The organism is Paenibacillus sepulcri (assembly GCF_042647105.1).
Classification (GTDB): Bacteria; Bacillota; Bacilli; order Paenibacillales; family Paenibacillaceae; genus Paenibacillus_Z; species Paenibacillus_Z sepulcri.
Genome location: NZ_JBHRUP010000001.1, coordinates 339,150 through 351,320 on the forward strand (window position 1 = coordinate 339,150; position 12,171 = coordinate 351,320).

Here is a 12,171-nt window from a genome sequence, read left to right on the forward strand (position 1 = left end):
ACTCAAACTGTGTCAAATTTGCAATAGGGTTAATTATAAATCCACAGATACTTGTTCCATTGAAGTAAATATTCCCAAATCCAAAACAACCCCTACGCCGTCTTCAGGTCTACCTCCTTCACAAAGAAGGCATCTCAACAGAAGTTGAGATGCCTTCTTTCATAAAATGTGACACTTTATATTAAAAAGCTTTATAGATATGATAATGTGCTCCTTTTCTTAGCTTCCGATCCCTTCGAGTCCGGAATCGGAAGATACCTGCATCTCTGACATGACAAAGCGCTTCACAAGCTCAATATCAAAGGGCTTTGTGAAGAAGGCAAGGACGCCGAGCTGCTTGGCCATATCAATTTTATCGGGGTCGCCGTAAGCCGTTATCATGGCCACTTTGATTGTCGGCCTGAATTTGCGGATTTCCAGCAAGGCCTCGATTCCGTCCATGTCGGGCATTTTCAGATCGAGCAATATAAAATCAATGGGATTCTGCTCCACCTGCTCAATGGCAGTCCTGCCATGAGGCGCTTCGTATACCGTCAATCCTTCAAGCTCAAACAACTCCCTCAGCAGCCGTCTGATTGCCGATTGATCATCAACAATGAGAATGCTGTAGGGGAGTGTGCCCGGCTTTGGCGGCGGCATATCAAGCTCGGCCGCGGTGTCCCCGGAATCGAACAGCGATCCGAACGCGGGCGGATTGTCCGTTCCGATCCGGACCGGCTCAAAGATGGGGCGAATCTTTTTCTTATTCCATCTCCGAATGCAAAAAGCAATAATGGCTGCAGCTACGGGCAGCAATAAAATCAAATAAATCATCGTAGAACTCCTCGTGTAAGCGTTTCTCCTGATTTATTTTCGACATTTATTGCACCAAATCCTGCAAACCCGAGAAAATGATTGGAATCAATCATTTACGTCCATAGAAGCAAGCGGCCCGGTGGGACTAATAATGTCCGTCAAATCGAAAACGGATATCGGAAAGTAAGGAAATCCAAAGGCATAAGGCGTCAGTTCAAAAAGTGAAAAATAAATCACAAGCGCACGGTCGGCAATATAGAATGGCTGATCGGGGCGGATGGATTGGAACGGCTCCAGGGTTTCGATCTGCCGCTCGGCGATTTGTACCTTGATCAGGTCTGATAAGCGCTTGATATAAGAACTCCCCGGCTTGAACAAATCGGCGAGCGAATAGGATCTTCCGGACACCGTGTCAAAGGTAAGCGATTGCTGCAGCGTCAAGCCGTGCGCGCCGCCTGTAAACGCATAATTGAACAGAGACAGGCTGAGCACGTTTTTTTCATTCGTTTTGATTTCAAAATAACCCATCATTTCCGCACGGGGATCCTCCAGCGAACCCTGCTCCGCCACCAGCGCCCTTACAGCGTGCCGTATGGATTCGTTCATGGTGTTGCGCGCGGCCGCATGCTGAACGCCGCTGACGACGGGGACCCACAATTCCGCTTTGGGAAAAGTAACGCGGGACGCATGGATGACTGCCGGAAACTGAAATGCCATATGGACACCTGCCTATTCGGGTTGATGTTCCATTATATGCGCTTTATCCGGTTCCCTTGCTAGTTCCACTTTCCTTCAGCAGAAATGAGCTTTAGTTCCGCAAATTCCGCTTCATCTCATGCCACTCGATACCGCCGTGCCGAGAGGAAGAAATCCCCGCATATTCAAACCCCAAACGCTCATAAAATCCAATCAAACCAGCCTCGCACATCAAAATGATGCTTTCCAGCCTGTCCGCTTCCGCCTGCCGGATAAGCGCATTCATCAAAGCGCTGCCAATTCCTCCGCGCCGGCTTCCGGGATCGACGGCAACGGACAAGATGCACAAGTGCATCCCGCTCTCCTCCGCGCCGTGCTCCCCTTTCACATGGTCTCCTCCGCAATCGTCAGCAGAGGTGCGTACGCCGCAGGCCAAGCCGATCAGCACAGCTCCATCCCATGCCGACAGGAAATAATGGGGAAAATGAAGCTGCCGGTAAGCAAACGCCTCGCTGGTAGCAGCAGCCTCCGCCGGATAACAGGAAAGCTCCAGCCGATGGGCGGCCTCAAGCTCGGGTACCCGGATCGGCCGGATTGGAAGATCATTCACCGCTTTGCTCATATGAGCATTTTTTCCCGTTCGGTCAATCTTCTCCCTTTAACGTCCAGTACCAGTTCTCCGCCGCTTAGACCCAGAATCCGGTCTGCGAACCGTTCAGCCCAGTCACCCTGATGCATGACCGCAATAACAGAAATCCCCTGAATTTTGCACATCCTCTTCAAGTCCGACAGAACCTGCTCCGCCGCGTGTGGATCAAGGCCGGATACCGGCTCGTCGGCAAGCAGCGTTTGGGCACCGTGAACCAATGCCCTTGCGATGGCAATACGCTGCTTCTCTCCCCCGCTCAGCTTCTCCCCCTTCTGCTGCGCTTTCTCAAGCAGTCCCACCTTCTCGATCATATCCATGGCTCCCATATAATCGTCATTGCGGACCATTCCGGTAACTCTGCGCCAGACAGGCGTTTGATAAGCGGATCCGATCAGCACATTCTTCAGCGCCGAACGATTCGGATGCAGCGTGGGCTTCTCCTCCATATATGCCATTTCCCGGCGCACCTTCATCGTTCCCGTAAAACCCTTTTCAAAAATATTGACGCCGTCAACGAAATACGATCCGCTTGTCCACTTCTCGCGCAGAGCCAAACACTTCAGCAGCATGGATTTGCCGCTGCCGCTCGCCCCCTTGACCGCTACGAATTCGCCGGGCTGAATTTCAAAGCTGATACCCGACAGAACCTGCGGGCCGCCTGGTATTTGCTTCGTCAATTGAGATACTCTTATCATGAATGGCGCTCCTTTTCCAAGTTAGCGATTACAAGTCTATCAATCTAGTTTACGGGAAACAAAAAATAGTTTCCATCCGAACAAATGTTTGGTATAATCAAAACAAGAACACATGTTCTAATATCCTATTTTCCCAAGGAGGCTGATCATCATGAACAACTGTGAAAATTATCGATTTATTGAGAGGTACCGTCCTTATCGCGATTTGACCTTCAAATTTTACTCTAATGGCTCTCTCACCATTATTGATAATACCGCAGAGGAGGTGATCACGCCCCGGGAACTCAAGGGTGAGAGCTATGACTTTTATGTCCGCAAACGGCTTGCTTACATCAGACAGGATCTGAGCGCCAAACTGCAGAAATTCGCCTGATGCCATTTAACCCCGCTAATTCATGTCATTTACAGCCCGCGCTAGGATAAGTATCTGTAACGGTTTACAATAATATTCAATTTGACGGCGAATCCATATATGCGGTAGATTGGTTTTACAGCCGAATCATATGGAGAAGGAGCCGTGCCTTTGATGAAGCAACAACTCTTATTTGATCTTGATGACACGCTGATCCATTGCAACCGGTATTTTTATCTTGTCATCGACCAGTTTGCCGATTTTATGTCAACCTGGTTTCGCGGCTATGGAATCCCGAGTGAAACCATTCGGAGCAAGCAAACGGAAATCGATATTGCCGGCGTCCATGCCGTTGGCTTCATGAGCGAGCATTTTCCCCAATCCTTTATTGATACCTACCGTTATTTCACGGAACAGACGGGAAGGGCTCGTTCCGTTATAGAAGAAGATCAGCTGTGGAAGCTGGGCCGAAGCGTCTATGAGCTCGAAGTGGAGCCCTATCCATTTATGGAAGAAACACTGGATACTCTCGCTTCCAATGGTCATGAGCTGCATCTGTACACTGGCGGCGAGATGCTGATTCAGCAGCGTAAAATTCAACAAATGCAGCTGCAGCGTTATTTTGACACCCGCATCTATGTCCGTTCGCATAAGAACATTGACGCGATGGAAGGCATCTTAAGCGAAGGCGGCTTTGAACGCAGCTCCACCTGGATGATCGGAAATTCGCTGCGGACCGATGTTATTCCAGCCCTTACGTCCGGTATCCATGCCATTCATATGAAAAGTGAATCGGAGTGGATCTATAATGTCGTCGGGATTGATGTTGAACCCAAGGGCGCATTCTTCACCCTTCATCAGCTATGTGATGTGCCGGATAAGATCCATGGCTATATACGGCAGCAGGAAAGCGCCGTTAATCTCTGAAGGGAGCGGGACACGGCTGATCCGCTACCTTGACCTGAATAGGCTTGCCTCCACATGAGCGGAATTGTTCATGCCAGGAGACAAGCCTATTTTTAATGAAGCTCTACCGCATGATCAGGAAAGCACAAACTCAATCGTGCCTTTACTTTGATCTGTTAATATCCATTTTCCTGAATTCGTCGTGCCATCCTTGGCTTTGCTTGTTATCTTGCGCGTTTCACCTTTGGCTGCCAGCGCCTTGGCCATCGCTGCCGTGACCGCTCTGCCCTGCTGGTGCTTCCAGATAACAAAGGTGCAGCCTTCCCGGAACCGCAGACAGCCATAGCCTCGTTTACCCTCCACAAGCTGTCCGCCGCAGCCAGGGCGCGGACAATCGGCTATCACTGCAGGAGGTGCCGACGAGGCAGCAGCGGGTTTCGCTTTGGCCTTGGATACAGCCTTGGATGCGGTCTTGGCAACGGATTGCCTGGTACGTGATGCAGCTGCTCTTGCGCTTCCTTCTGCAGCAGCGGATGCTGGCTTTCCGCTGAAAGCATAACGTTTGGGTGTCCGCCCTTTCCCCTTGGTGCCGCCCGAGCTGCCTTCAGCATCTCCAAACAGACTGGACGCTGCTTGCGGCTGATGCCTCACCTTGCCGACGATCATCTCGGCAAACTCCTTCACCTTCTGCATGAACTGTTCATCCGAGGCTTCACCCTTGGAAATCTGGTGCAGACGCTGCTCCCAGCGTCCCGTCATTTCCGGCGAAGCCAGCAGCTCCACGCCCGCTCCGCGTATAAGCTCAATCGCTGCGCAGCCCTTGGTGGTAATATCCAGCCTTTTGCCCGCCGTTACGATGTAGCCGACATATTTCAGCCGTTCAATCGTTGCTGCGCGGGTAGCTGGCGTGCCCAGACCGATTTGCTTCATCGCATCGCGAAGCTCTTCATCCTCAATCGATTTGCCTGCGCTTTCCATGGCTTTGAGCAGCGTACCTTCCGTATATGGCTTTGGAGGCTTTGTCGCCTTCTCGAGCGCAGCAGCCTCGTCACAATGGACCGGAGCATCCGCTTTCACCCCGAAAGGACGGTCCGTGAGAATGAGCTCGTCCTCCTGATCCTCTGTCGGCTCATCCGACTTTTTCTTGCGGCTTTTTTCTTTGGGAGCGCCGCTGTCATCCTGGCCCAGTACGACTCGCCATCCCGGGTCCAACTGTTCCTTCGCGCGGGTGCGAAACAGCTCCTCTTCGACTTCCGTCATCACCTCATGATTGTTGTATACGGCCGGCGGATAATAGTGCGACAGGAAACGGAGTACGATGAGATCGTAAATATTCTGCTCTTCCGTACTGAGCGTCCCTGGGCGTTTCGGTGTTGGCAGTATGGCATGGTGATCCTCTACCTTAGCAGGGTTGCACACGGCTTTGTTTCCTTTATGGACACGGCTGCGGTCCGCTCCCTGCGCAAGCTGCCCGTAAGCGGTTTGTTTGAGCATCTGAAGGACATTGCCCATGACCGGGATATTCTCTTCCGTAACATAATTGGAGCTGGTCCGGGGATATGTAATCACCTTATGTTTCTCGTACAGCGCCTGGGCGATATCCAGCGTTTTCTTCGCCGGGTATCCGTATCTCCCATTCGCTTCGCGCTGCAGCAGCGTCAAATCATACAAGCGGTAAGGATACTCCTTGGTTTCATTCGTCTCATAGCTGACAATCCGCGCCGGTTTACCGCTCACCTTGGCTGCCAGCAGCTCGGCTTTTTCCTTGTTTGTAATCCGATCGCCCTGCCAGAGTCCTTTGTAGCTGAAGTCCGTCTGGCTGAAGCTCGCCTGAACCACAAAATAGGTTTCACTATTAAACGCGGTTATTTCCTTGTGGCGATCGTAGAGAAGCGCCAACACAGGCGTTTGGACGCGTCCAACCGACAGAAGGGTTTTGTGGCGGATTGTAAAAGCCCGCGAGGCATTCATGCCCACCAGCCAGTCAGCCTCGCTGCGCGCCCGTGCTGCCCGCGTGAGCGGATCGTAATCTTGATCATTCCGAAGCGAGTCAAAGCCGCGCCGGATCGTCTCCGGCGTCAAATCCGAAATCCACAGCCGCTCCGTGGGCTGCGACATTTTCAAATACTGCCGGATCAAATGGAAAATGAGCTGCCCTTCGCGCCCGGCGTCGCAGGCATTAACCAGCCGGTCGCTGCGCTTGGCGAGCTCGCCGATCGTTTTCAGTTGATCCCTGGTTTTGGGATTGGGCCAAAGCTTGAAGCGGTCGGGAATAATCGGCAGATCCGCCTCGTTCCATTTTTTATATTTGGGATCGTATTGATCCGGCTCCGCAAGACTGACCAGATGTCCGATCGCCCACGTTATGATATAACGCTCGCCTTCCAGATAGGATCGTTTATTTTGCGCTTTGGGCTCGATAACAGCCGCAATCGTGCGTCCCATATCAGGCTTCTCCGCAATGATTAATGTCTTCAACTAATCCCCTCTTTGCTGCTTAATGGTCGATCTCAACATAACGTATCATGGCCTGCATGATACTGCGGACCCCTTTGGACCAATTGGGATCTTCGGCATATTCACGGTTAATCCAGGTTATCGCATCCTCTTTCTCCGGCCTGTCCTTGCTGATGCGCAGTATGGTCCGCACAGCAATCGCGGTGGATTGCTCGATGGTCGTATTATAATCCTGCCAGCTGTAAAAAACATTAAACGGATTGTTCGCTATTTTCTTCGCCTGTTTATGGGTAGTCGGCACAAAAGCCTGCTCTTGTCCGGTAATCGCAAAAAGCAGCAGCGGATGAATGTTATTCTCCCTGGCTGCCGACATAATGGCATCATAATAGGGCTGCTCCGCAAGCAGAGAAGATTTGTTGTGCAGATATTGTTTCAATCGGCTCTCATTCAGTTCCGTATAGCGCAGTTCAGCGGGCAAACTATTGCTTGCCGGAACTTCCACAGATCTTGCCGGCTGTATGTCTGCTTTCTGCTGCGGCTTGTCCGGCGCTGCAGCCGGCTGCAGCAGGATTCCCCCATAAATCAGGCTGGACATGACCAGAAGCGCCGACAGAAGAGCGTAGAGCATCGCTTTGACCCTGGGCGGCTTCACAGCCGCAGGCAGATGGACAATATCTCCTGCACGCTCTTGCTCCAGCCCGGTCGAGGGACTCCGCTCCTGAAGGAGCAGAGCTTGATTGGCAAAAAGCGACCAAGCCGAAGCTTCCTCTCCTGCAGCGGCTTCTGTCGCCTGCGCAGCCGTGATCAGCAGCTTGTTGAACGGCTCAAGCGGCAGTGAGCATGCCAACCTTTGCTGGGTCCACATATGCAGCGGTTCATACACCGCCCTGTCCGCCAGATTCAAGGCCAGACAGCTTTGAAAGACATGCTCCGGCCCTACAGGCTTCTGCTGCCTGGCTACTACTTGAAGAAGCAGCTCCGCTGTCAGCTTCAGCTTGATTTCTTCGGCAAAATCCGGAAGCTGGCGCATGACAATACGCTGCATTGCATCTGCTACGATTTCCGCCCGGCGCTCGGTCGGCAAATCCGCGTATTTATGCTGTACATAATGGCGAATACTCGATATCTCTGACTTCGTAAGCACACTTGCCGCATTGGATGACATCATCATTCCCCCATGCTTGGCTTATTGGTCTCTCGATTTTATCACAACTTCCTTTATTTGGGGACGGCGGATTCCAATATCGCTTTCTGCACGTCCTCTTGTTCGATGTAGGCTTGTATTTGCTCCTTCTCATCGATTGTAAACTGGAATTCACAATCACAGCCCTCATCCAGAGGCACGATTTGTATAATTGTGCCATTCGTTGTGCAGATGACCAGCGCAGTCAGCTGCGTGATTTCCTCCGGACACGGTGTTGCCGGGGATAACACAAGTCCGAGCTCGATATCGACCCACTGCTCGTCACGCCGTTCAATACGCGGCTCAAACGCCAGAATTTGCAGCTGCGTCACCCGTTCCGACCCATATTGAATCATCGTTTCCCACACTCCATTCCAAGAAAATCGAATTCTTTCCGATATCGTAAGAAGAAACGGCTTCGTCGTCCTTTGGCGGCAAAGTTAGTTTCTTCCCTCAAACCTTATAGAAATTTATAGGCATGAAACTTATAAATTCTATAAGGTCAAGAAGAAACGGCTTCGCCGTCCTTTGGCGGCACAACAAGTTTCTTCCCTCAGAAATATAAGCAAAAGTAGAGGTCAAATTGTATACTTTCTTATATTTAAATAAAAGCGCCCGAAGGCGCTCTTATCGGTAAAACATTATTAATAGCCGCAGCTGCTTATGGCAGCATTGTCGTTCCCATCAGGAAACGGTCAACCTCACGGGCAGCCTCTCGGCCTTCATTGATCGCCCAGACGACCAGACTTTGTCCGCGACGCATATCGCCGGCAGCGAATACTTTGTCAACACTTGTGCTGTAATCGCCATAAGCTGCTTTGACATTGGAGCGGCGGTCCTGTGCAAGACCCAATTGATCAATAATCGTTGTTTCCGGTCCTTCGAAACCGACTGCGATCATAACCAGATCAGCCGGCCATACTTGCTCGGTGCCGGGAATTTCCTTGTAAATCCGGCGTCCGGACTCATCGACAGTACGTTCGATCTGGACGGTGTGCAGCTCCTTCACATTCCCGTACTCATCGCCTACGAATTTCGTGGTCAGGACGGAGAATGCACGCGGATCCTTGCCAAACAATGCGCGCGCTTCTTCCTGTGCATAATCGAGCGTATATACATTCGGAAATTGCGGCCAAGGATTTTTCACAGGATCACGCTCAAGCGGCGCTTTGGATACGGTACCGAATTGAGTGATGGACTTGCAGCCATGACGAAGCGCCGTTGCCACGCAGTCTGTTCCTGTATCGCCGCCGCCGATCACAATAACATTCTTGCCTTTGGCGGAAACGTAGTTGCCATCCTCCAGATTGGAATCTAGATAGCTTTTGATCGTACCGTTCAAATAATCCATGGCTTTATGAATGCCTTTCAAGTGACGGCCTTCAATGTCAACCTCACGGGCTTTTGTAGCGCCGCCGCATAATACAACGGCATCAAATTCGTCCATGAGCTGCTGGGAGGAAATATCGGTGCCGATTTCAGTATTCGTAACGAACTGGACACCTTCGGCTTCAAGCAAATCCACCCGGCGTTGAACGACTCCTTTGTCCAGCTTCATCGTCGGAATGCCATATACCAGCAATCCGCCAATACGATCGGCACGCTCATACACGGTTACCGTGTGACCCGCTTTATTCAATTGGGCTGCGCATGCCATTCCGGCCGGACCCGAACCAACCACAGCAATTTTCTTCGAGGTGCGCACTTTGGGAGGTTGAGGAACAACCCAGCCTTCCTCGAAGCCTTTATCGATGATGGCTTGCTCAATGGACTTGATGGTTACTGCATCGCCAATCAGGCCTACTGTACAGGAACCTTCGCAAGGAGCAGGACATACACGCCCCGTGAACTCCGGAAAATTATTTGTTTTATGCAAACGGTCAAGCGCTTCACGCCACAAACCGCGGTAGATCAGATTGTTCCACTCGGGGATGAGATTATTTACAGGACAGCCTGAAGCGCCGCCCGGGAGCTCAATGCCCGTATGACAGTACGGAGTGCCGCAATCCATGCAGCGCGCACCCTGCGTACGAAGCTGATCTTCATTGAAGTGCTTATGAAATTCTTCCCAATCCTTGATGCGCTCCAGCGGATCGCGATCTGCAGGCAGCTCGCGCTTGTAATCCATAAATCCAGTAGGTGTAGACATATCGCTTATCCTCCATCTCTTTATCCCCTTGCAGTAAGAAGAACCGGCAGGCTTCTTCAAGGCATGCCCGGATCTCTTCCCCCCTGAAAATATAAGCCAGGCATACAGGAACGTATCCGGATATCCTCTCTTATACCGTATTGAATATCAGAATGAAAGCAGATGCCTTAAGTAACGCAGCTGCGGATATTTATTCACTCTTATCCTAAAAATATATCGGGATTTCAGTCAACATTCAATATCAAACTTTCCCATTCACATGGGACTTATTTATCATATCGTAGCAATTGGCACCCATACGTTAAATGGATTTTCCGTACAATCATTTGCACTAAATGACAGAATGTTCGTCATATAACGAAAGCAGGATATCAGGAACGCGGCGTTTTTCGGATATAGGTGCGGATGCAGAAATCATAGGCATTCTTCTCATCCCTCTGAAACGGCTCACTGCCCGTCAGTTCCCATTCCACCTCATTAATGGCTGGAAAATAAGCATCTCCCTCAACCTCAGCGTCCACTTCAGTGAGAAGCAGCTTGTCCGCATATGGTAGAAACAACTTGTACACTTCTGCGCCGCCCATGATCACAAGCTCCTCGCCGGAATTTGCATTGTAGCGTGTCATAGCTTCCTGAGCGGTATGAACAACCTCACAGCCGTCATGCGAAAAACCGCTGCTTCGTGTGAGTATAACATTAAGCCGGTTCTTGAGGGGCCTGCTGCCTAGCGATTCAAAGGTCTTGCGCCCCATCAACACGGTTCTTCCTGTCGTGGAACGCCTAAAATGAGCGCTCTCGGCAGGCAGGCGCCAAGGCATGGCATTGCCGATGCCAATTACCCGGTTATGCGCCATGGCGGCGATCATCGTAATAGACATACTGATTCAAGCCGCTCCTTCCTATATGGCAACTTCCGCTTTGATTGTCGGATGGTGCTGATAATTCGCAATTTCAAAATCCTCATACGTGTAATCGAATATCGAATCCGGCTTGCGTTTGATAATCAACTGCGGCAGGGGCAGCGGCTCACGGGTCAACTGCAGCTTAACCTGCTCGATGTGATTGCTGTATATGTGAACATCGCCGCCGGAATATATAAAATCCCCTACGCCCAAATCACATTGCTGTGCGATCATGTGCGTTAACAGCGCGTATTGTGCAATATTAAAAGGCAGCCCGAGGAACGTATCCGAGGAGCGCATGGTCAGCATGCAGGAGAGCTTGCCGTCAGCCACATAAAACTGAAAGACAAAATGGCAGGGCGGCAGCTTCATATGCTCGATCTCCGCTACATTCCATGCACTGACAATATGCCGGCGTGAATCGGGATTACGCTTGATGGATTCCACCACCTGGGCAATTTGATCAATTTTCCGGCCGTCCGGCGTTTCCCAGGCACGCCACTGCGAGCCATACACGGGACCAAGATCACCATTCTCATCCGCCCATTCATTCCAGATACGGACGCCATTCTCCTGCAAATAGCGAACATTCGTCTCGCCCTTCAGAAACCACAGCAGCTCATAGATAATGGATTTCACATGCATACGCTTCGTTGTCACGAGCGGAAACCCTTTATTTAAATCGAACCGGATCTGCCGGCCGAACACCGATGTCGTTCCCGTTCCGGTCCGGTCTTCTTTCACCGTTCCGTGATCCAGTACATCCTGCAATAAATCCAAATAAGCTCTCAAAGCAGATTTATCCCCCTTCTGCATTTGTGTCATCCTTCTATTTTAGCATTTATTGAGGGTTCTGTCTTTCCCGTTTTCTCTGCATCCTAAGATCGTAACGCCCTGGAGCAGAAGCATGCAGCGCCTTTTCTTCATCCGTCTCCGGTATGACAACCGGCACTCCGGTTGGTTTTCCGGTCTCATCCAGAGCAACAAAAGAGAAAAATGCGGTGACTGCCGTTTTCCGCTCGCCCGTGTACACATTCTCCGTCTGGACCTTCACGAAAACCTCCATCGAGCTTTTATGCGTCCAGGTTATGAATGCCTCGACTTCAATCACTTCCCCGACCCGGATCGGCGCTACAAAATCAAGGCTGTCCGTTGAAGCGGTGACGACCGGCTTGCGGGCATGGCGCATACTTGTAATAGCTGCGATTTTGTCCATATACTCCATGACCTTGCCGCCGAACATGGTGCCGTGATAGTTCGTATCCGATGGAAAAATCAACTGCATCATTGTCGACCTTGATTCACTTGACAGTTTGCTTGCTTCACTCATAAAGCCGCCTCCGGAATAGGATTGTTCCAATAGTTTCGATCAGAAAATGGCTCAAGC

Annotated in this window: 13 protein-coding genes; 2 read left to right on the top strand and 11 right to left on the bottom strand. The window is 51.0% G+C overall.

The window, feature by feature from the left end:
- Positions 1–219: 219 nt before the first annotated feature.
- The 4 genes from ACFOLF_RS01500 to ACFOLF_RS01515 all read right to left on the bottom strand — a co-directional run bounded on the left by ACFOLF_RS01500 (position 220) and on the right by ACFOLF_RS01515 (position 2,835).
- Complete coding sequence (locus ACFOLF_RS01500) at positions 220–813, bottom strand: response regulator (RefSeq protein ID WP_379113857.1); 594 nt, start codon at positions 811–813, stop codon at positions 220–222.
- Positions 814–900: 87 nt separating this feature from the next.
- Positions 901–1,512 (bottom strand): DUF3298 and DUF4163 domain-containing protein, encoded by a 612-nt coding sequence (locus ACFOLF_RS01505; protein WP_210040625.1) that lies wholly within the window; start codon positions 1,510–1,512, stop codon positions 901–903.
- A gap of 91 nt (positions 1,513–1,603) precedes the next feature.
- A complete protein-coding gene (locus tag ACFOLF_RS01510) occupies positions 1,604–2,113 on the bottom strand; it encodes a GNAT family N-acetyltransferase (RefSeq protein WP_210040623.1) in 510 nt (169 codons plus the stop codon).
- Positions 2,110–2,835: a phosphonate ABC transporter ATP-binding protein gene (locus tag ACFOLF_RS01515; RefSeq protein ID WP_210040621.1), complete on the bottom strand. Its 726-nt coding sequence runs from the start codon at positions 2,833–2,835 to the stop codon at positions 2,110–2,112. The genes ACFOLF_RS01510 and ACFOLF_RS01515 overlap by 4 nt, the downstream gene beginning before the upstream one ends.
- A 151-nt stretch (positions 2,836–2,986) precedes the next feature.
- Between ACFOLF_RS01515 and ACFOLF_RS01520 the strand changes: the two genes are divergently transcribed.
- Positions 2,987–3,208, top strand: coding sequence for a hypothetical protein (locus ACFOLF_RS01520; RefSeq protein WP_210040619.1), 222 nt, complete (start codon positions 2,987–2,989; stop codon positions 3,206–3,208).
- A gap of 153 nt (positions 3,209–3,361) precedes the next feature.
- Positions 3,362–4,114, top strand: a complete 753-nt coding sequence (locus ACFOLF_RS01525; protein ID WP_210040617.1) for an HAD family hydrolase — start codon at positions 3,362–3,364, stop codon at positions 4,112–4,114.
- A 114-nt stretch (positions 4,115–4,228) separates the two neighbouring features.
- On the opposite strand, the gene ACFOLF_RS01530 is transcribed toward ACFOLF_RS01525, so the two are convergent.
- The 7 genes from ACFOLF_RS01530 to ACFOLF_RS01560 form a co-directional block, all read right to left on the bottom strand.
- On the bottom strand, positions 4,229–6,571 hold the full coding sequence (locus ACFOLF_RS01530) for a DNA topoisomerase 3 (RefSeq protein ID WP_210040615.1): 2,343 nt from the start codon (positions 6,569–6,571) through the stop codon (positions 4,229–4,231).
- 19 nt (positions 6,572–6,590) lie between these two features.
- Complete coding sequence (locus ACFOLF_RS01535) at positions 6,591–7,721, bottom strand: glucosaminidase domain-containing protein (RefSeq protein ID WP_210040613.1); 1,131 nt, start codon at positions 7,719–7,721, stop codon at positions 6,591–6,593.
- A gap of 47 nt (positions 7,722–7,768) precedes the next feature.
- Positions 7,769–8,089 (bottom strand): hypothetical protein, encoded by a 321-nt coding sequence (locus tag ACFOLF_RS01540; RefSeq protein ID WP_210040611.1) that lies wholly within the window; start codon positions 8,087–8,089, stop codon positions 7,769–7,771.
- A 305-nt stretch (positions 8,090–8,394) separates the two neighbouring features.
- Positions 8,395–9,882, bottom strand: a complete 1,488-nt coding sequence (locus ACFOLF_RS01545; RefSeq protein ID WP_210040609.1) for a glutamate synthase subunit beta — start codon at positions 9,880–9,882, stop codon at positions 8,395–8,397.
- Positions 9,883–10,253: 371 nt separating this feature from the next.
- Complete coding sequence (locus tag ACFOLF_RS01550) at positions 10,254–10,760, bottom strand: dihydrofolate reductase (RefSeq protein ID WP_210040607.1); 507 nt, start codon at positions 10,758–10,760, stop codon at positions 10,254–10,256.
- 21 nt (positions 10,761–10,781) lie between these two features.
- The gene (gene thyA / locus ACFOLF_RS01555) at positions 10,782–11,576 is read right to left on the bottom strand and encodes a thymidylate synthase (protein ID WP_379113859.1); all 795 of its coding nucleotides are present in this window, start codon (positions 11,574–11,576) and stop codon (positions 10,782–10,784) included.
- A gap of 49 nt (positions 11,577–11,625) precedes the next feature.
- The gene (locus ACFOLF_RS01560) at positions 11,626–12,114 is read right to left on the bottom strand and encodes an acyl-CoA thioesterase (protein ID WP_210040603.1); all 489 of its coding nucleotides are present in this window, start codon (positions 12,112–12,114) and stop codon (positions 11,626–11,628) included.
- Positions 12,115–12,171: the final 57 nt, after the last annotated feature.

What these genes read in the sequence shown, in the direction of transcription:
- ACFOLF_RS01500 (WP_379113857.1), bottom strand. Translation starts at nt 813, where the DNA reads ATGATTTATTTGATTTTATTGCTGCCCGTAGCTGCAGCCATTATTGCT.
- ACFOLF_RS01505 (WP_210040625.1), bottom strand. Translation starts at nt 1,512, where the DNA reads ATGGCATTTCAGTTTCCGGCAGTCATCCATGCGTCCCGCGTTACTTTT.
- ACFOLF_RS01510 (WP_210040623.1), bottom strand. Translation starts at nt 2,113, where the DNA reads ATGAGCAAAGCGGTGAATGATCTTCCAATCCGGCCGATCCGGGTACCC.
- ACFOLF_RS01515 (WP_210040621.1), bottom strand. Translation starts at nt 2,835, where the DNA reads ATGATAAGAGTATCTCAATTGACGAAGCAAATACCAGGCGGCCCGCAG.
- ACFOLF_RS01520 (WP_210040619.1), top strand. Translation starts at nt 2,987, where the DNA reads ATGAACAACTGTGAAAATTATCGATTTATTGAGAGGTACCGTCCTTAT.
- ACFOLF_RS01525 (WP_210040617.1), top strand. Translation starts at nt 3,362, where the DNA reads ATGAAGCAACAACTCTTATTTGATCTTGATGACACGCTGATCCATTGC.
- ACFOLF_RS01535 (WP_210040613.1), bottom strand. Translation starts at nt 7,721, where the DNA reads ATGATGATGTCATCCAATGCGGCAAGTGTGCTTACGAAGTCAGAGATA.
- ACFOLF_RS01540 (WP_210040611.1), bottom strand. Translation starts at nt 8,089, where the DNA reads ATGATTCAATATGGGTCGGAACGGGTGACGCAGCTGCAAATTCTGGCG.
- ACFOLF_RS01545 (WP_210040609.1), bottom strand. Translation starts at nt 9,882, where the DNA reads ATGTCTACACCTACTGGATTTATGGATTACAAGCGCGAGCTGCCTGCA.
- ACFOLF_RS01550 (WP_210040607.1), bottom strand. Translation starts at nt 10,760, where the DNA reads ATGTCTATTACGATGATCGCCGCCATGGCGCATAACCGGGTAATTGGC.
- ACFOLF_RS01560 (WP_210040603.1), bottom strand. Translation starts at nt 12,114, where the DNA reads ATGAGTGAAGCAAGCAAACTGTCAAGTGAATCAAGGTCGACAATGATG.